General features: G+C 44.9%; 19 protein-coding genes and 1 pseudogene. 8 read left to right on the forward strand and 12 right to left on the reverse strand.

The features are described from left to right. Positions 1-146 precede the first annotated feature (146 nt). On the reverse strand, positions 147-743 hold the full coding sequence (locus ADA42_RS05190) for a TetR/AcrR family transcriptional regulator (RefSeq protein WP_004941493.1): 597 nt from the start codon (positions 741-743) through the stop codon (positions 147-149). Positions 744-826: 83 nt separating this feature from the next. Between ADA42_RS05190 and ADA42_RS05195 the strand changes: the two genes are divergently transcribed. Then, on the forward strand, positions 827-2,032 hold the full coding sequence (locus tag ADA42_RS05195) for an oxygenase MpaB family protein (RefSeq protein WP_048763948.1): 1,206 nt from the start codon (positions 827-829) through the stop codon (positions 2,030-2,032). 198 nt (positions 2,033-2,230) lie between these two features. Here ADA42_RS05195 and ADA42_RS18960 read toward each other — a convergent pair. The 4 genes and pseudogenes from ADA42_RS18960 to def form a co-directional block, all read right to left on the reverse strand. Beyond that, positions 2,231-2,371: pseudogene (locus ADA42_RS18960) on the reverse strand (hypothetical protein); the annotation flags it as partial. A gap of 75 nt (positions 2,372-2,446) precedes the next feature. Next, complete coding sequence (locus ADA42_RS05205; protein ID WP_048763951.1) at positions 2,447-4,468, reverse strand: TonB-dependent copper receptor; 2,022 nt, start codon at positions 4,466-4,468, stop codon at positions 2,447-2,449. A 102-nt stretch (positions 4,469-4,570) separates the two neighbouring features. After that, positions 4,571-5,002 carry a DUF2946 family protein gene (locus ADA42_RS05210; protein ID WP_048763953.1) on the reverse strand — a complete coding sequence of 144 codons (432 nt, stop codon included), beginning with the start codon at positions 5,000-5,002 and terminating at the stop codon, positions 4,571-4,573. Positions 5,003-5,083: 81 nt separating this feature from the next. After that, the gene (gene def, locus ADA42_RS05215; RefSeq protein WP_004944209.1) at positions 5,084-5,608 is read right to left on the reverse strand and encodes a peptide deformylase; all 525 of its coding nucleotides are present in this window, start codon (positions 5,606-5,608) and stop codon (positions 5,084-5,086) included. A gap of 119 nt (positions 5,609-5,727) precedes the next feature. On the opposite strand from def, the gene ADA42_RS05220 reads away from it, so the two are divergent. Genes ADA42_RS05220 through ADA42_RS05230 form a run of 3 tightly spaced genes read left to right on the forward strand, consistent with a single transcriptional unit; the run spans position 5,728 to position 8,655 of the window. Beyond that, positions 5,728-6,870: a LysM peptidoglycan-binding domain-containing protein gene (locus ADA42_RS05220; protein ID WP_048763955.1), complete on the forward strand. Its 1,143-nt coding sequence runs from the start codon at positions 5,728-5,730 to the stop codon at positions 6,868-6,870. 21 nt (positions 6,871-6,891) lie between these two features. Then, positions 6,892-8,043 carry a DNA-processing protein DprA gene (gene dprA, locus ADA42_RS05225; RefSeq protein WP_048763957.1) on the forward strand — a complete coding sequence of 384 codons (1,152 nt, stop codon included), beginning with the start codon at positions 6,892-6,894 and terminating at the stop codon, positions 8,041-8,043. 39 nt (positions 8,044-8,082) lie between these two features. Then, positions 8,083-8,655, forward strand: a complete 573-nt coding sequence (locus ADA42_RS05230) for an L-threonylcarbamoyladenylate synthase (RefSeq protein ID WP_004941519.1) — start codon at positions 8,083-8,085, stop codon at positions 8,653-8,655. 502 nt (positions 8,656-9,157) lie between these two features. Here the strand turns inward: ADA42_RS05230 and ADA42_RS05235 are convergent. From ADA42_RS05235 to ADA42_RS05250, 4 genes are all read right to left on the reverse strand, one after another. Beyond that, entirely contained in the window at positions 9,158-10,066 is a 909-nt protein-coding gene (locus tag ADA42_RS05235) for an outer envelope protein (RefSeq protein WP_048763958.1), read from the reverse strand. Between the two features lie 308 nt (positions 10,067-10,374). Then, entirely contained in the window at positions 10,375-11,316 is a 942-nt protein-coding gene (locus tag ADA42_RS05240; protein ID WP_004941523.1) for a LysR substrate-binding domain-containing protein, read from the reverse strand. Between the two features lie 237 nt (positions 11,317-11,553). Next, positions 11,554-12,468 (reverse strand): DMT family transporter, encoded by a 915-nt coding sequence (locus ADA42_RS05245; protein WP_004941526.1) that lies wholly within the window; start codon positions 12,466-12,468, stop codon positions 11,554-11,556. Positions 12,469-12,543: 75 nt separating this feature from the next. Continuing rightward, positions 12,544-13,218: a TetR/AcrR family transcriptional regulator gene (locus ADA42_RS05250; RefSeq protein ID WP_048763959.1), complete on the reverse strand. Its 675-nt coding sequence runs from the start codon at positions 13,216-13,218 to the stop codon at positions 12,544-12,546. A 148-nt stretch (positions 13,219-13,366) separates the two neighbouring features. Here ADA42_RS05250 and ADA42_RS05255 point away from each other — a divergent pair, with 148 nt between their 5' ends. The 4 genes from ADA42_RS05255 to ADA42_RS05270 all read left to right on the forward strand — a co-directional run bounded on the left by ADA42_RS05255 (position 13,367) and on the right by ADA42_RS05270 (position 16,859). Next, positions 13,367-14,581, forward strand: a complete 1,215-nt coding sequence (locus ADA42_RS05255; protein ID WP_048763960.1) for an MFS transporter — start codon at positions 13,367-13,369, stop codon at positions 14,579-14,581. 19 nt (positions 14,582-14,600) lie between these two features. Then, positions 14,601-15,371: an AraC family transcriptional regulator gene (locus ADA42_RS05260; RefSeq protein WP_048763962.1), complete on the forward strand. Its 771-nt coding sequence runs from the start codon at positions 14,601-14,603 to the stop codon at positions 15,369-15,371. Between the two features lie 142 nt (positions 15,372-15,513). Further along, on the forward strand, positions 15,514-16,059 hold the full coding sequence (locus ADA42_RS05265) for a glutathione peroxidase (protein WP_004944233.1): 546 nt from the start codon (positions 15,514-15,516) through the stop codon (positions 16,057-16,059). A gap of 185 nt (positions 16,060-16,244) precedes the next feature. Beyond that, positions 16,245-16,859: a hypothetical protein gene (locus ADA42_RS05270; protein ID WP_048763975.1), complete on the forward strand. Its 615-nt coding sequence runs from the start codon at positions 16,245-16,247 to the stop codon at positions 16,857-16,859. A 6-nt stretch (positions 16,860-16,865) separates the two neighbouring features. On the opposite strand, the gene ADA42_RS05275 is transcribed toward ADA42_RS05270, so the two are convergent. From ADA42_RS05275 to atpD, 3 genes are all read right to left on the reverse strand, one after another. Next, positions 16,866-17,747, reverse strand: a complete 882-nt coding sequence (locus ADA42_RS05275) for a D-hexose-6-phosphate mutarotase (protein ID WP_048763977.1) — start codon at positions 17,745-17,747, stop codon at positions 16,866-16,868. 115 nt (positions 17,748-17,862) lie between these two features. Continuing rightward, positions 17,863-18,282 carry a F0F1 ATP synthase subunit epsilon gene (locus ADA42_RS05280; RefSeq protein ID WP_004941547.1) on the reverse strand — a complete coding sequence of 140 codons (420 nt, stop codon included), beginning with the start codon at positions 18,280-18,282 and terminating at the stop codon, positions 17,863-17,865. Between the two features lie 27 nt (positions 18,283-18,309). Further along, positions 18,310-19,704: a F0F1 ATP synthase subunit beta gene (gene atpD, locus ADA42_RS05285; protein ID WP_004941550.1), complete on the reverse strand. Its 1,395-nt coding sequence runs from the start codon at positions 19,702-19,704 to the stop codon at positions 18,310-18,312. Between the last annotated feature and the right edge of the window lie 6 nt (positions 19,705-19,710).

The raw sequence follows: 19,710 nt of genomic DNA on the forward strand, positions 1-19,710 counted from the left end.
GCCGATGGATGTGCATTCTACACTATTTCTCACCCCTTGCAAGCATGTTGGACTAAAGTTTTGATTGCATGGCTATATTTTGAACCAAAAATAATATAAGCTATTATTTTTTATAGTTTATTTATTTTAAATGTTTTTTCTCACATTTAATTTTGTTTCAGATAGGCCAAAATCATCTGGCATAATTCCTGTTTAAGCTTTTGTTCTTCAATTAAAAAGTCGTTACTACTGACATAACGCATCATGGTAAATAAGGTGCTGTTGATGATCACAAAGGATTTATGCTTGAGTCTTTCAAAATCCCATTCGGGATAAAGCCTATTAAACACATAAAGACCGACTTCGAAAAAATGCTGTTCTAATATCTGAGCAGCTTTTGAATGGTTGTATTGATGCCAGTGTTTAAGTACCTCGATAAAAAATCCCTGATCGGCGTTCATTTTATCGAATCCAAATTGAATACTCAGTGGAATCAGGTATTCAATTTCTAATTGCTCTTGTGCCACTACTAGTTTTTTGAAGGTCTGCCCCAGTTGTTCACTTTTACGTAACAGTAGCTCTTGAATAATTTCTTCTTTGTTCTCAAAGTATTGGTAAATTGATCCGACACTGATACCAGAGCGCTCTGCAATTTTAGGTGTCGTGACTTGATGTAGGCCGTATTCTGCAATACATAATTGGGTAGCCTCCAAGACAGTATCGACCAGATAAATCGCGCGTTGCTGCTGGGGTTGTTTTCTCATAAATCGCCTGTCTCAAATGCGAATTGAATGCGAATAATTATTCGTATTAGAGTTGATTAAACATTAATCAGGCTGAATGTTCAATGCAAACTCTTTTACCGTCCAGATTAGCTTCATTTGATCATATGTCGAAATCACGCTGGCTTGGGCGTGTTTTATCCTATATTTGTAAGCGCCCCATTCAACCCAACGTAAAAGAGTATAGAGAACTCGCGGAAGCGTTAGTGACGGGTGATCCCGCCATGGACAAGGTGATCGATTGGCTGATGCAAAATCCTGCCGAACACCGACAGCTTTTTGAGACGGCGCTCTTTGAAGGCCTTGATGCGCTAGCTGAGCCCATTCCAGAACTGATTGAGTTTTTTGAGCAGATTACGCATCCGCCTGCATGGTTCGATGAAAGCCGTCTAAATGATGCAGTGATTTTCACGCATCGACTGGGCGTCAATAACGGCTTTATTCTGCGCGATTTGTCTTTGATGGTGGGCTACTTATACCCTGGATTTAACCGTCCGTTGATTCTCACTGGGGCATTGAAAAAACATGCCGGTAAACGCTTGGCGGAAACCACAAAATGGTGGGTTGAAATTACCGAGATTGATGGTTTAAAGCGCTTTGGATCAGGTTTTACCTCGACCATTTACGTGCGCTTTATTCATGCACTGGTTCGGCATCAACTGTCGCGCTCAGAAGAATGGGATACAAAAAAATGGGGATTACCGCTCAATCAGTTTGATCTGGCCATGACCAATATCGCCTTTAGTGGTGTGGTGTTATTGGGTATTCGGGCGCTGGCTGTATTTCCGAATAAGCATGAGGTAGCACAATTTTTACATTTCTGGAAATACGTAGGCTGGCTGATGGGGGTCGATGAAAAATGGCTGGTCGATAACGAGCGCGATGCTTGGCGTTTATTGTACTGGATGCAAGATGCTCACCCAGAATCGGACGAATCGAGCTTGGCACTTGGACAAAGCCTTTCAAAGGAACCTTTTGAACGTCGTTATCAGCGTATGCGTAGTTTTCAGCAAAAGCTGGCGTATCATATGCATCTTGAAATAACGCAGTTTTTTATTGGACGTAAACGCATGCACAAATTGGGCTTGGAAGAGCGCCCTGCGGCATGGTTTGCTTACTTCTTAATTGTGCGAAATCTGATTTTACATACCAGTGCAAAGTACCTACCCAAAGTGGACCGTTTTTTACTTCGACGCGGTCGAATTGTACAAAAGTTTGGTATGCATTTATATCAAAATGAAATTCAGTCACTCAGCGATATGCACAGTTAAAAAAGGGAGCCATGCTCCCTTTCTTTTCATCTGTTATTGATGGGCTGCACCCCCCGAATGAGATGAATGATCCATATTCATATCTTTCATGTCCATATGCATTTCCTCATGTGAAGTAGTAGCTGAGGCTGCTGCATTTTGTTCAGTTGCTGGCGCCATGGCAGGTGCTGTTTTAAAAGCATGCTGCTGGGTGTGCATTTTCTGCTGACTTGGCATGTAATCTGGCTCATTGTTCACCGCCAGATAAAAAACGCCCATAAATATTAGACTCAAGATAAAGGCCACGATCAGCAGCTTCCATCCCCACACTGATTTTTCGGGTGACAATTTTTCACTCATGTTCATCTCCTGTAAGAAGAGGCTGATCTCACGTTTTCATCCTCTTCTATATTTAGTCTATAAAAAATGCAAATCTTAGAATTTCATATTCACGCGCGCCCAATAATTACGCCCGCTGTTGTTAAACTGTTCGTTAGCAGCATAGCCAAATAAGGCTGCTCCCGATTTATTCAGATGTTCGGCATAGGCTTTATCGAGCAGATTATCAATCCCCACAGCAAAATCGAGTGTTGGACTGTATTGATAAGCTGCATTAATCGCCAGCGTACTAAAGCCCTTACTTTTACCGATATCATAACCTACGATATTGCCTTCATTGAGACTAATTCGGTTTTGCTTGGCGACCGCGCGCCACAATAGCCCTAGACTATAGCGATCTTGCACATAACGCAGATTGAATCGACCTTCGAGCGGTGCAATTTGAGGCAAAGGCTTACCGTCGCTGGTATTTTTACCCCATGCGTACATGGCAGATAGATCGGTTTGAAGATGATCGGTCAGATGATAACCGATTCCTGCTTCTGCCCCTGCAATGGTGGCATCGATACTACGTGCTGGTAAAATGCTGACACTGCCGTTTGGATTGGATTGATACGGCACCAAAATAAAATCATCGATCAATCCAGCATAGGCCGATGCCCACGACGTTAAGGCCCCCTGTTCAAATTCAAAGCCTAAATCAAGCTGTGTGGTCTTTTCGGTATCAAGATAGTTCAGTAGCCCCTTTGATACGCGAGAGATTTCCCAATAGTCTGGACTACGCTCAACATACCCAATGCCTGCATAGGTTTTAAGCCCATGTTCTGGCAATGCATGTTCAATTCGCACAAAGGCACTTGGATTGGTGTCTTTACGCTGTTGATCATTCGCAGCATGATTCACTTTTACTTGATCGATACGACCACCCGCAACCCATTTTGTCTCTGGCGACAAGGTATACGTCCACTCGGTAAATGCACCATAGCTTTGATATTCTAGGTCACGCTTTAAAGGTGGAATTGGGTTGGCATCGCGCATATACATATTGCCTGCGTGCTGATTATGCTGAGAATCCACACCAGAAACAGCACTAAAATTGCCCCATTCGGTGGTCACAGCCGTACGTGCATTAATCGTGCGGCGCGTTACCTCCATGGCCCCTCCTCCCATACTCATGCCCATGTTCATATTCATCGCCATTGGCGGTGTGCGCAGTTTAAAGTTGTCCATTACATGATCGTTGTAGCTATAATCGATCTGCGCCTCAACTTTCTTGATCACATCAGTAATATTTTTTTGCTCGGCGTGCAGTCCTAGGCTTTCACGTCTAAATTGTGTGCCATCCATAGTTCGGCCAGCATAGGCTGACTCTCCATCGCTGGCGCCTCCCCGTAGCTCCAGCCAAGTATCTTGAGTCGGTTTCCAGCCTAAAGCTAAATCGGTGCTCCAGCGCTCCCATTGGGATTGCACTGTTTTACCGTTGCCGTCTTGATAATTTCCGGCTACTGAACGATTGGCATTCAAGCGTGCATATTTGCTTTCGTCACCTACGGCAGCTTCAATATTGTGATCAAGCCGACCAAAGGAACCAATCAGTACACTGGCCTGTCCACGATAAGGTTTATCACGGCTTAACTGCTCAGGTTCGCGTTCAAAAAGGACTGTTGCCGCCGAGCCAGGGGTGGCATACAACACAGTTTGCGGGCCTTTAATCACGGTAATTCGATCATAACTTTCAGGATTAATGTAGGAGGTTGGAGAGTCCATCCGCGCTGGACAAGCCCCCAAGTTTTCGGTGCCATCGGTCAGCATTTTAATGCGTGAACCAAACATGCCCCGAAAGGTCACATCACCGTTAGTACCGCCATTTTTAATAGCGTTAAAGCCCAGAATACTTTGTAGATAATCTGCACCATCAGTGGCCGGAACGGGCTGAATCGGTTGTTTTGGATCTGCCTGAACAATCAAACCATTTGAACGCGTTGTTTCTTGTGCAGTTACCACAATTGGCGGCATCTGTGTCGTATCAGTTGCAGATTGCGTTTCGGCAAATGCAGTTGTGGTGGCAAGTAGCATCGCAGCCGTAATCGGCTGTAATAAAAATTGAGGCTGAGTCATGTCTGTATCTCAAAAACATAAATACGCGCTATGCCTGATACGTCTTATGCGTATTAGGCCAGAAAAACATACGAGGGATAAAACCCCGCAACGAAGCGTGATTTATGCAAATACAGGCGGTGCCCGACCTTGAGGCAGTAAAAATAGACGTTGAAGCGCGTAATAGACGTGTCGAAATGCTTGCTGAAACGCCAGCAAACGCACTTGAATGCGAACCAGTATTTCTTTTACATCCAGTTCGGGCGGTAAAATTAAATGGCCATAAACGGTGCAATATTGACACTGATGATTGAGATCGTGATGATCATGAGTTGGCGCCGATTGCGCTTTTTCGAGCATGCTGGGCATATGCTGCATGTGTGAATCTGCATGCGACATGGCCTTATGATGCTGAAGCGCCGACAGATCAAAAGTTTGGGCAATGGTTTCACAGACCGGAGCAATCTGATACTGCTTCGGCAATAACGGCTGTAAAAAAACCGCAATCTGTAATAACACTGCGGTGAATCCCAGCAGCAGCCCAATTTTAAACAAGTCCAGCCTTCTCAGAAATTTTGCCGTTATAGTATAACAAAACCCAATCGAAATTGGGTTTTTTTGGTGCATTTTGAGCGATTAACGTTTGACAGCGACTTTCTCTTTCTGGCGTGTCAGTTTTTCTACTTTCTCACGCGCTCGCTGACGTTTAAGTGGAGATAGATAATCGACAAACAGTTTTCCGCTCAAATGATCCATTTCGTGTTGAATACAGACAGCGAGCAAACCATCGGCCTCGATTTCAAATGCCTCACCGTCAAGGTTCAACGCTTCAATCTTGACGCGTGACGGACGGTTGACTTTGTCGTATATTTGAGGAACAGACAGACAGCCTTCTTCATAAGCCTGTGTTTCGTCTGTTAATGGGGTGATTTTGGGGTTGATGAAAACCATTGGCTGATCTTTTTCTTCAGATAAGTCCATGACAATCAGCTGGATATGACGATCAACCTGAGATGCAGCCAAGCCAATGCCGGGTGCTTCATACATGGTTTCTAGCATGTCTGATGCCAGTTGGCGGATTTCATCTGTCACTTCTTCGACAGGTTTTGCAACGGTGCGCAGGCGTGGATCAGGAAAACTCAAGATCGGTAATAAGGCCATAGTGTCTCCTCATTCGTGCCATTGATTAGAAAACCCAAAGAAAGGCAACTCGAAATAAAAATGTATGTATTGCCGTTATTATAACGCAAATACAAACCTAATTTTTAGGAATTATGATAATGAACATGGTTTTAAACGGCTTACGCACGTTTTCTCATTTGGGGCTTAAACAATACGGTTTCGCGTTGGCCATCTGTGGTGTAGTGGGCATATCGAATGCCGAAGCTGCAACGCGCAATCATAACCCACCCTCACTCAAGGCAGGTGCACCGCATGTCTATGTGGTCAAAAAAGGAGATACGCTTTGGGATATTTCTGGAAAATTTTTAAAAAAACCATGGCGATGGCCAGAGATCTGGGCCAGTAACAAACATGTGAAGAATCCACACTGGATTTATCCAGGCGACCGATTGCTGCTGTGTACGCTCAATGGTCGACCGCTCGTTGGACGAGATATGGGTGATGGCTGTGAAGGAATTATTCGTCGTTATACAGGCCGCACCACCTTACCCCCACAAGTTCGCATTGAAGAATTAAAAAATAGTATTCCCGTCATTCCGCTGAGCCAAATTCAGCAATGGCTGGAGCGCTCCACACTTGTATCGGCGGACGCTATTAAGTCTGTGCCTTATGTTGTGGGCACCACCGATCAACGTGTACTGGCTGCCAAAGGTCAAAAAATCTTTGTGCGGGGTCAGGGCCTACAAAATGGTCAGCGTTATGCGATCTATCATGAGGGTGAGCCCTACACCACTCTAGACGAACACGGCAAAAAGCGCATTCTGGCCGTAGAACTGATTCAGGTGGCTTCGGGGATTGCAGTGCAATCTGAACAAGAGATCACCACGCTCGAACTCACCGACACCTATAACGCAGAAACACGTCGTGGCGATTTGGTCATGCCAGAGCAAGATGCCATGTTACCAACATTGTTTTATCCAACCGAAGGCAATGAAATGGTGGCAGGTGGCAAGATTGTTCGTGTTATGGGCTCTATTGCCACAGCAGCACGCAATAGTGTCGTGACGCTTAATCGAGGCTTGAATCAAGGTGCCAAAGTAGGACAAGTACTCGATATTTATGCGCAAGGCGAAAGCGTCAAAGACCCGAAAACGCATGAACTGATCAAACTTCCGAATCAAAATATTGGAAGTTTGATGATATTTAAAACCTTTGATGAATTCAGTTACGCTTACGTACTCGAGAGCAACTTACCCATTAAAGTCGGGGCAGAAATTCACCCTCCTCAAGATGAAGAATAAAACAATATTATTAATAGACTTATGATGAAACAATTTTCTGCGCACCATCGCCATACCATTGCAGTATGGTCATTGGTGCAACACTCACTCTCAAGTTTTGATACCTTAGTTCGTCATTTTGGCGATTGTGAAACGGCGCTTGAACCTCAGAATCTGGCCAAGTGGCAACAGTTAAAGCTACATGCCAATCATCTAAAGCGAGCTGCGGAATACGCAACACCAGCGGGGCAATCGGCATTTTCAAACTTGCTTGCGCACATTCAGCAACACACTGATTTTATTGTTACGCCAGAAGATCCACTATATCCGGCCCAGTTGATGCCCTATACCGGCAAGCCCCCAATTTTATTTGGTCGAGGTTCGGCTCAGCCCTTATTACAGCCACAAATTGCCGTGGTGGGCAGTCGTAAACCCAGCCCACATGGTCGGCAAGTGGCCTATGACTTTGCCTATTACCTCAGTGAAAAAGGATTTTATATCACCAGTGGGCTTGCACACGGCATTGATGAAGCAGCCCATCAAGGCAGTGTCATGCAGCAACGGACGATTGCAGTGATCGGAACTGGATTGGATCGATGTTATCCGGCAGGGAATCGTACATTATACGAGAGTATTACTTCGCAAGGCGGTGCAGTCGTCAGCGAGTTTTTGCCGGGCACACCACCGTTAAAGGCCAATTTTCCACGGCGCAACCGTATTGTGAGTGGCTTAAGTTTAGGCGTGTTGGTGGTGGAAGCCAAAAAAGAAAGTGGTTCACTGATTACCGCGAATCGAGCTGCTGAACAAGGTAAAACGGTCTTCGCGATTCCGGGACATATTTATAGTGAGTTTCATCAAGGCTGCCATCAATTGATTCGAGAAGGAGCAATTTTGGTGGATCATCCGGAGCAAATTCTGGAAGATTTAGCGCTTCCCACACATTGGCATGCTCAATCTACGGCAGCAGTCTCGGTCACCTCTACCCCTGAGGATGTATCCGATGCCTTGGCTGTTCCCGAAGAGCTGATTCCGCTTTATCAGCGCTTAGACTGGACGGGACAAGACCTCGATCAGTTGGCACAGCAGTTTGAAGGCTCGACCGCAGAGCTGACCGGTCAACTCATGGAACTTGAACTGTTGGGATTGTGCATTCAGCAGTCGGGACGTTATCTGCGTTGTACTGGCGGGTTTTAAGGTTCACAATAGCGTTATTTTTAAATTTGGAGATGAATTATGCTGACCACCTCCGTTACGGAAGCAGCCCAATACCTGACACAGGGCGATGTGCTGGCCTATCCGACCGAGGCAGTCTGGGGCTTGGGCTGTGATCCCTTCAATGAGCAGGCATTTCATGAAATTCTGCGTTTAAAGCAGCGCCCTATTGAAAAAGGCGTGATTTTACTGGCCGGAGATATTTCACAGGTCGAGCATCTACTGGATGAACTTGATCCAGATATTCGCCAGCAAGTCATTCAAAGCTGGACACAGCGCGGCGTCGATGAGCGCGCCACGACATGGTTATTGCCGATCCATTCACAGCAAATTCCCGCTTGGATTACAGGTCAACATCATCAGGTGGCTGTTCGGGTGTCTAATCACCCACTGTGTATGGCACTGTGTCATGCCTTTGGCGGCTTTATTGTCTCTACCAGTGCCAATCCGGCAGGACTTGAACCTGCGCGCTCACTACAGGAAGCTTCCGCCTATTTTGGGCAGCAATTACATTATTTAAATGGTGATTTGGGTTTAAGCCAGCAGCCAAGTCGGATTCTCGATGCCAAAACTGGCGATGTGATTCGCAACTAAATAAATGAACACTCAAATGCAAATAATTATCGTTAATTTGTATTATACAGATCTGTCTATCTAGCTACCTAGATAAATGGACAGACAAAAAAAAGCTCAGTCATATGAGGATGACTGAGCATAAAAAGGGATGTGTATCAATCACATCCAGAGGGTTCAACAATCTGGAAGTAGCAACAGTACACTTAAAAAGTGGCTGTTTTTACAGTGCGCGTAGTATGAAAGAAACAGCTCATTAATACAAATATATTATTTATCTTATGAAAAAATAATTTTTTTACCGATGAAACCTTCTGGTTATCTAAAAAGTTAATTTATATTGATCTTTTTATTCAAATTTTATAGAAAACTGATAATTGTTTAATTTTTAAACACACCCTGTAATCATAGTGGAATTCGATAAGTCACCACATCGTGCTAGAATATTTTTTACTTAAATTTATTCAGACAAAAGAGAGCACATAAAAACCCTGTTCATATGCTCCCACCCTGCCCTTAGCACTTAAAAGTGATAATCCACTCTTACCATAGGTGTGCTCGCAGTGGCCCCCTTTCCGGCAAAACCATCAGTATCGTTACCGAATTTGTTTTTCCAGTATTCGTAACCTGCACCCGCACGTAATTTGCTGTCTTTTAGCCCGATCAATCCGCTCATGTCATACATAATGCGTGCATCGATGTGGGTTTCCGCTTTGGTATCGCCACCAGATTCATTTTTTCCTTTAGCATCAATCCACAGTGCATAGCCTTCAAAGGACAGCGGTGTTTTTGCAATCGGAATGCCCCACGTAAACTGTGCTGCCATGTGTGTATCGTAAGTATAACGACCCGTTGAGTAACCAAATCGTGGCGTATCAGAAGACGGATCATTACTTTCAAATAGTGCCAGCACACTAAAATCTAAAAAGCCCGGTACATCAAAGCGAACCGTTGGGCCTACCACCCACATGCGCTTTTTCGAGCCATAACTGTCATTTTTGGTATTCCAGTCTAACCCCGCGGTCAAACCTGCGCCACGTATATAGCCGGGTACTGCCAAATCCTTTTTAAACAGTGCACCTGCATCCAGATAACGGCGTATTACCACATAGGCTTCTTGGGCACCTTTACCACTTGACTGGGTACTGTTGGGCTCATCATCTGACTGAAGTAAATCGACATTGAAAAAGTTGGAGCCGTATTTATCACCACTGGCATGGGTGAGATTAAAAATCTGCTTGGTAATATCAATTCGATCGCCTGCGGCATCATTTTTATAAGGTTCTGCAAATTGAGTACCATAGCGCCAGCCAATTGAGGTATCACTCCAGATGGCTGCATCTGCGACTTGCATGGCGCCCATTCCCCCCAGAATGGTCGCGAGGCTTCCCATCAGTTTTTTTAATGATCTGCCTTGTTGTACTGCGTTCATTACACACTTCCCCTGATCCACTTCCTTAAGTAAAAGCACTGGCTATTTATCTGAAGATGCATAGCGATGGCTGTTTGACATTCGCTTAAATGGCTTGCAAAACGATGTCGCCCGCTGATAAAGGCAAGTTTCCTACCAAAGAAATGATTATTGAGAATCTGCAATGTTGCTTATGCAAAAAATGCCATAACACATGTCTATCATGCATCTATATTGGCCATGATAAATAAGAAAAGACCAGCGCCAGCAGATGATGATCTGATGCTCGCGCCTGATCAGGGATGCGCGTTATGGTGATACAAAGGAATTTAGTTTAAGACGTGACTGTCGTTTCGAAGTACCGAAATAATCAGCTCACGAAACCAGCGCTGTTCTTGCGAGCGATGTAAACGCTCATGCCAGAGCAAGAAATACGGAATCTTGGGGAACTTGACTGGCGCATCGACCACTTTGAGTGGCAGCAATGCACTATAATGGCGAGAGAATGAACGCGGTGCTGAAAAAATCGCGTCAAATTGCAGCAGCATGTAGGGAATCATGCCGAAGTATGGCACATAGGCCACGATATTACGTTTGATTCGTTCTTTGGCCAAATACAAATCAATCACGCCACGCTGACCGACGGTATATGGCGTTGGGGCAATATGGTCGGCTTGTAGATAATCGTCAAGTGTTAACGGCCGTGCAGCCATTGGATGCGATTTACGCATCAGGCACACCACTTCATCTTCGAACAGTGGTGCAAGGCGCAAATATTCGGGTGGCTGCGGCCAGTTACCAATTACGGCATCATACATCCCGCTTTCTAGTGCATGGGTATAATCTACATCGTGCGCCATCGAGTGCATGATGACGGTGCAATGCGGTGCTTCTTGTCGTACACGACGCAACACTTCACCCAGCGCAATCGCGTTGAGGTAATCCGGCGCGGCAATATTAAAGACTTGACGCGACTCGGCCGGATGAAAGTGCACCTGCTGTGTGGCAATCAGTTCCATTTGCGCCAGTGCTTGACGCACAGGTTCAAGTAGCGCTTCACCACGTTCGGTCGGGGTCATGCCATTACGACTACGAACCAAAAGCTGATCGCCAGTAATGTCTCTGAGTTTTTTGAGTGCGGTACTGATGGCAGGTTGGGATTGATTGAGCCGCTTGGCCGCATTGGAGACGCTTTTTTCAGTTAATAGCACATGCAACACCTGCAAAAGATGTGCATCTAAAGCTTCCCATTTGTTGGCTGGATTAATCACCGCTGCGTCCTGATTTTATTCGTTACATGTTTAGCGTATTCAAGTTTTATACCAAATGGACAATTCTAAAACTCATCCAGACGATCAACCACACGCCCTCAATCAGTACACTACCATTTACTGCATGTTTTGCCTATTCTGCCATCGTATTGAATACACTGCCACACCACGCTGTCCATTCAGATACTCGCCCGCATAAGTTGAAGATACAGTTAAATTAAAAAAAAAGCGGATCTTTTAAGACGAGGTATTTTGTACGATGACAGGCGCATTTTTCTTTTGTGCCATCACAATGCCGACCAAAATCATCATGCCACCAATAGTATGAAATAAAGTCCATTGCTCGGCTAACCATAAACTGGCAATAATTGCAGTAAACACTGGCATTAAATTCATAAAAATACTGGTACGATTTGGTCCGATGTGTTGTACCGCCAGCATCCACAGCAACGGCGCCAGCAATGAAGGAAAAATACCCGCATAGAGTAAGCTCGGTGCATTTCGTGCATTAATTGCATCTAGACCAAAATACATTAAAAACGGGATGTGATAGAGCAAGGCAAAACCGATTTGCACATATAGACTAATCAGTAATGGAATTTTGAGCTGCCATTTTTTTAAGAATACACCATAAAAGGCATAGAAAAAGACAGCCACGACCATGAGTAAATCACCCGAATGACCGCCCATATTGAGTAGCGTAGTAAAATCACCTTTGCCTAAAATATACAGCAGACCTAAAAACGAAATGATACTGCCCACAATGGCAAATCGATTGGGAATATCTTTTAAAATCAGCATTGAAACAAAGATGGTAAACACGGGAATGAATGCATTGACAATTCCCATGTTGGTGGCGGTGGTATAATGCGCGGCGGTATAAGATAAGCCCTGATACAGCACCATCCCGAAGGCACTCAGTATGGCGAGCTGGCCCAAATGCCGACGGACCAAAGCACGTTGCGCCCAGACTTTGAATAGCATAAAAGGCGTCAGCACAATAAAGGCTATGAGCCAGCGGTAAAAGCTAATGCTGGCCGGTTCAATCAGATCGACCGCATAACGCGTAACGGCAATATTCATCGACCAAATCAGTACTGCAATTAAGGGCAATAAAAAAGCCCACCACTGGGTTTTTGCGATCTGATTCATGCTGCTCTCTGTATCCTGAAGATACGATTATTGTCGATAATGACGGATGAAATTGAAATATCGCATTTCAGACATTTATATCGCGTGATCGCCATGCGACTGTACAAACAAACACCAGCTCTGCATAGCGTACTTTACTACCGCTGTGAGTTGCGCTAGATCTGCACCATCACGTGCCTGTAGCGTAAGACCCTGAAGCAGCGTGGCATAAAAATCGGTCATGGTTTCAATCGGTGCGTTGGCGGGTAAATCACCATCGATGATGCCTTGTTGCAAGCGCTCCAATAATTTGTGTTTGGTTTTTAACCGTTTTGACAACAAGGTGTGCTGAACTTGCTGGGTCGATTCGGAACAGTTCATGGTCGCCACCACCAACATACAACCGGAAGGCTTATTGGGTTGCAGCAAACGGTTCAGATTGTCATAAAAATACAATTCAAAGGCAATTTTGGCAGTTTTGGCTTGTTCAAAAATACGCTCGATGGGACATGCCTCATGCGCTAAATAATAATCGATGCTTTTATAAAACAAAGTCGCCTTGTCACCAAAGGTACTGTACAAGCTCGGGGCAGTCACATTCAATGCCTGAGTCAGATCATTGATTGAGGTCGCCTCGTAGCCATGTGCCCAAAACAGCAGCATCGCTTTTTCAAGCGCTTGCTGCTCATCAAAGCATTTTGGGCGCCCGCGTTTTTTTTTGCACGGCACGTCTTGATCCTGCTGCTCAAAGCCATTTGCTACATCTGTCATAAACGCCACGTTTATTTTTATAACAATCACTATTAAATTACTTGACGCTGGTGAATTGTTCAACTATTTTATTTTTATAATGATCACTATTAAATTATAAATTAGATCGATCACACGCTTTGCATCTCCCATAATTAGGATATTCATCATGAATGCGCTTCATGTTCAAGAGGCTACGCCCTCTCGTCCCACTGGTGGCAGTTGGCTCGCCATACTCGCCGTTTCAATTGCGGCATTTGCACTGGTGACCAGTGAGTTTTTGCCTGTCGGGGTACTCAATGACGTGGCCACTGATTTGAATATCTCGGTGGGTACTGCCGGATTGATCATCACGCTCCCCGGCGTCATGGCGGCGCTGGCGGCACCATCACTGCCAGTTATTTTTAAACAGCTCGATCGTCGTTATGTACTGATTGTACTGACCGCCATTATGGTACTGGCCAATGCCTTGACTGCCTTTGCAGACGATTTTAACGTGCTGCTTATCAGCCGGATGATTCTGGGCATTGCCATTGGGGGGTTCTGGGCCACGGCAATTGCATTGAGTGGTAAATTGGCGCCTGCCCATTTACCAATTGCCAAAGCTACCGCCGTAGTGATGGCCGGTGTGACCTTAGCCACGGTACTGGGCGTTCCGATTGGCACGTGGTTAAGCGAATTTTATGGCTGGCGTAGTGCTTTTGGCATTACCGCCATCATTGGTTTTGTGGTGCTGCTGTTACAGCTACGTTTTTTACCGGTGCTGGTTCCTGAATCATCGATTCGACTTCAAGACCTACCAGCCTTATTGCGAGTGCCTAAAGCACGTAACGGCATGTTAATTGTGCTATTGATGGGTTTGGCACACTTTTGTGCTTATAGTTACCTCGCACCTTTTTTTAAACATATTGCAGGATTCGACGGCACCACCATCAGTAGTCTGCTTTTGCTATACGGTATTGCGGGAGTATTTGGTAATGCCTTTGCAGGCTATAGTGGTAATTTGAATATTCGCTACACCATGGCTTTTGTGGGCGTATGTTTTGCGGTTGTTTTCTTTAGCTTTCCCGTCTTTGCCATTCATGAAGCCGGCGCGATGATTTTAACTGCGTTATGGGGCTTTGCCTTTGGTGCATTTCCAACTTCGGCCAATATCTGGATGTTTGTTCATGCGCCTAAAGCCGTCGAAAAAGGCATGCCACTGTTCGTCGGGATGTTTCAGGTCATGATTGCGACAGGCTCTTTGATCGGCGGCTATGTAGTTGACCATTTTAATGAAAATATCTTAATTTATGGTGTGCTCAATTTTGTTGTGTTGGCCTTAATTGGTTTATTTACCTTAGTTAAAGGTTTAAGCAATCCAAATCTTCACTGCGAACAGTAAATTTTTTCGGATTTCTCATATGGATTTATCTTCCGCATCACCTACCGCAGCGATGCTCAAAGAGCAGATTGATATCCATGAGTTTTTCTTTCACCCCCACGATGAAGTGCTTACACATTCATCGCTTTGGGGGGATTTTAATTTTAGCTTGAATGGACTGCTGCAAATTCAGGTCGAGCAACGGACATTTTTTGCACCACCCAATTACGGTGTGTGGCTACCACCACGGACCACACATTGTTGTCTTAATATCGATCAGCCGACACATTTTGTGTGTATTCGGCTACATCCTCAGCTTTCCGCGAAATTGAGTGATTGTCCAAAAACACTCGAGATCCAGCCATTTTTTCATGCCTTGGTAAAAGAGATTCTAGATCCGACCCGTGATCATTCCGAGCAAAGCCATCTGCACTTATTACAGGTATTGCTGGATCAGCTCCTGACAGCCAAACAATATGATCATTATTTACCAGCGTCAGCGCATCCCGTACTGGCACCGATTTTAAATGCTTTGGCCGATGCCAAACGCTTTGCTCAAAGCCTACAGCAAATTCTTGATGATTTTGAGATTAGCGAGCGACATGCGCTGCGCTTATGTCAGCAAGAGTTAAACATGGGGCTCTCTGAATGGCGCAATCGAGCCAAAGTGGTGTACGCGGTTGCAAAAATTCGTCAGGGTGATTCAGTCAAACGTATTGCGCTTGAGCTGGGCTATCATCAAAGCTCGAGCTTCATCGCATTTTTTAAACGTTACACCGGACACACACCCGTACAGCTTAGAACGCGTTAATCTCAAGCCTTAACGATCTGTTTCATCACAAAATTATGCTATACATCGCATTTAAACATGTCATCGTATGCTATGCCTGAGCGCCCTCAATACATGCTCTTGTAAGCTTATTTTTACTCTTTCTTTTACATAAGGATTCGATATGAGTCAGTCGGTTTATCATATTCCTGTTCAAGACATTCAAGGCCAAGCGGTCGATCTTGAACAATACCATGGCCAAGTACTCTTGATTGTGAACGTTGCATCAAAATGTGGCCTCACGCCGCAGTACGAAGGACTCGAAGCACTGTATCAAGCTAAAAAAGATCAAGGCTTAACCATTTTAGGCTTTCCAGCCAATAACTTTTTGGAACAAGAGCCTGGAACGAATGAAGAAATTCAGCAGTTCTGCTCTTTAAATTTCGATGTGAAGTTTCCATTGTTTGCAAAAATTTCGGTTGCTGGTGAAGACAAGCATCCGCTTTATCAAACTCTTATTCAAGCACAGCCCGAACGTATTGGAGAAGGCCCGTGGTGGAAAGACTTGGTTGAATATGGTCTGACCCCAAATGAACCACCAGAAGTGCTATGGAATTTTGAAAAATTTTTAGTCAGTAAAACAGGCGAAGTCGTTGCCCGTTTTGCACCCGACATTACCGCAGATGATCCTCGCCTGATTGATGCCATTAATCAAGAATTAGCCAAATAAGCCATTCTATATGAGGCATGCCGCAGGTATGCCTCATGCATTCTATCCTCTAAAAACAATACTTTTACAACATGACCTTCATATTCTGCTAAATCGGGCATGCTCTAATTATTAAATTAATAATATGGCGCCATTTGAAGTTTCTGTTTGATAATGCGGGTGTCATATGGCCTTGGATGGAAAAAATGATGATGCCTACACCTTTCGCTGCTAAATTTTCTTTGCTTGTGCTGAGCTGTAGCATATTGTTTGTGGGGTGTGATCAACCACCCGACGCGGAAAGTACAGCGCGTGAGCGAAGCATGACATCGGCCAATCAAGACAACATGCCTATCGATAATCAAGGTAGTGATGATGCCCTCAACAATGAAGAACGCTCATCGACCACGAATCTATTTTACTTGCTTCGCGACGCGGCAGATTTGCAGCTTAAAGTAGGTCAAGACATGCAAAAGTTACAAGCGACGCAAAGCCAGCTTGAAACTGCACTTCAAGAACAAGACCCGCAGGCCGCACAGCAAACATTATCTCACTTTAAAACCCAGTTGACCCAATTCAATGACAATCTCAATCAGTTACAACTGAAAAGTCCAGAGGTTGAAAAATTACGTCAACAGCTGATCAATACCAATGAGCAGCTGTTACAGAGCGATCTGTTTCAACAGACATTGAACTGGAAAAAACAGGATATTGTGGCTATTCAGCATCAGCTCAATACGCTACAAACTGAAATGCTGAAACTGGCTGCCCTAATTGTTAACCCAAACTCGACGGCTTCAAGCACAGACTCTAAATCTTAAGGCGCCCTAGAGATCGCTCAGACTAAGACAAAGTTGATAACTGAGTTGCTGCTCAGGAAATAGTGTTTGTTGCTCGGTGGCCACCTGTCCAGCCTCAACACAAACAAATTCTTGCCAGCTTTGAGGTGCTAAATCGGCCATGCGCTTGGTTTTTTCAATCCATGGGTTCCACACCACCGCACTTTGTGCAGATGTCTCAATCACAATTTGTGTTGTAGACGAGTCATCTAAGCGAAATTTTCCTTTCGTGAGCGGATAGATCTGATCGGTTTCACAATGAAACTCAAGCGAAGCAGTATCCTGCTGCTTGATCTGATGACCATCTAGTTGATCGATGTAAGAACACCCTTCAACGCCATACAGTCGGGTACGTTGAGTCTTGACAGCAAAATAACTGTGCCAAGCAAAACCGAAGCTGATCGGATGGAGATCTAAGTTATTCAATCGAAAGTTGAGTTCAAGGGTTTGCCCCAACCGGATGTGCATTTCAAGACAAAATGCGGCATCCCAATAACGACGAGTCGCAGCATGATCACGAAGTTCAAAGGTCAAGCTGTGTCCTTGACCCTGTTGATATTGAGCATCTTTGAATTGCCACTGCATATTTCTGGCAAAGCCATGTGCAGGATAGTCTGTTTCAATTGCATGCGCACCAAACCATGGAAAACATAGCGGAATGCCACCACGAATAGCCTTTCCTGCTGCAAATGAATTACGATCTGAGAGCCAGAGTACATCACGCTGATGTTGCTTAGAATAAAATTGTAGAACTTGCGCACCCTGTAGAGCCACTTGAGCCGTACAAAATTCATTGTCGATCTGCAAGACCTGAAGCGCATCTGGTCCCAACGATGCCCACTGAAGGCCCGTGATGTTTTGAAACGCCATATCTGTCATGTCCTCTGCTGCACCTATTTGCAACAGAGCTTAGCGCAAAGCTTGGCTAAACAACAGACATAAAAAAAGCCACCTGACGGTGGCTTCTTCAATCCAAAATCGTGGCTTAAAGCGCGCGATTCTTGATTTTACGAATCGTTTCAAGCTGAGCTGCAGTTTCTGCAAGCGCAGCAAGTGCAGCAGCAGAATCCAGATCACTCTTCTGATTGGCAAGCAATTGCTCGGCGTGCTTACGCGCTTCAACAATTGCTGCTTCATCTAGGTTGTCAGCACGGATTGCAGTATCTGCAAGCACGGTCACAACGTGAGGCTGAACTTCTAACACACCGCCTGATACATAAACGATTTCTTCTGTACCATTTTCCAACTGAACGCGGATCGGTCCTGGTTGGAGCAAGGTTACCAGTGGCGCGTGTCCAGGTAAAATACCCAACTCACCACCTGCACCTTTAGCGATCAACATCGTAACTTGTCCAGAGTAAATTGACTCTTTCACACTTACGACATCACATTGCATCGTCGCCATGAGAACCTCCTAAATTAGAGTTGCTAATTAAAGTTTCTCAGCTTTAGCAATTACTTCGTCAATACCACCCACCATGTAGAACGCTTGTTCTGGGATGTGATCGTATTCACCAGCTAAAAGACCTTTAAAGCCACGAATCGTTTCTTTAAGTGGTACTAATTTACCAGGTGCACCCGTAAATACTTCAGCAACGTGGAATGGTTGAGAGAAGAAACGTTGGATTTTACGCGCACGGTAAACAACCAACTTATCTTCTTCTGCCAATTCATCCATACCCAAGATCGCGATGATGTCTTTAAGCTCTTTATAACGTTGCAATACGTTCTGTACAGAACGTGCAATTTCATAATGCTCAGCACCAACAACCAATGGATCTAGCTGACGTGAAGTTGAGTCAAGTGGATCGATCGCTGGATAAATACCAGAAGATGCGATGTCACGGCTCAATACAACAGTTGCATCTAAGTGAGCAAACGTTGTTGCAGGCGATGGGTCAGTCAAGTCATCCGCAGGTACGTATACCGCTTGGATCGATGTGATCGAACCAGACTTAGTCGACGTAATACGTTCTTGAAGTACACCCATTTCCTCTGCAAGTGTAGGCTGGTAACCTACTGCAGATGGCATACGGCCTAACAATGCTGATACTTCAGTACCTGCAAGCGTGTAACGATAGATGTTGTCAACAAACAACAATACGTCACGGCCTTTACCGTTTTCATCTTTTTCATCACGGAAATATTCCGCCATAGTCAAACCAGTCAACGCTACGCGTAAACGGTTACCTGGTGGCTCGTTCATCTGACCGTAGACCATTGCTACTTTGTCAAGAACGTTAGAATCTTTCATTTCGTGATAGAAGTCGTTCCCTTCACGGGTACGCTCACCAACACCAGCAAACACAGATAAACCTGAGTGAGCTTTCGCGATGTTGTTGATCAACTCCATCATGTTAACGGTTTTACCAACACCAGCACCACCGAACAGACCAACTTTACCACCTTTAGCAAACGGGCAAAGTAAGTCGATGACTTTAATACCAGTTTCTAAAAGATCAGTAGAAGCTGCTTGTTCAGCATATGAAGGTGCTTGACGGTGAATTGGCAAACGCGCTTCAGTCGCAACTGGACCTGCTTCATCAATTGGGCGACCCAAAACGTCCATGATACGGCCAAGTGTAGCCGGACCTACTGGAACAGAAATCGGTGCATTTGTGCTGGTTACGTTAAGGCCACGTTTAAGACCTTCTGTAGAACCCATTGCGATGGTACGAACAACACCATCGCCAAGCTGTTGCTGAACTTCTAATGTAGTTTCAGTACCGTCAACTTGGAGAGCGTCATAGATCTTAGGAACGCTATTGCGCTCAAACTCGACGTCGATTACCGCGCCGATGATCTGAATGATACGACCGCTACTCATTGCTGT

The organism is Acinetobacter sp. 243_ASPC (assembly GCF_001054715.1).
Classification (GTDB): Bacteria; Pseudomonadota; Gammaproteobacteria; order Pseudomonadales; family Moraxellaceae; genus Acinetobacter; species Acinetobacter soli.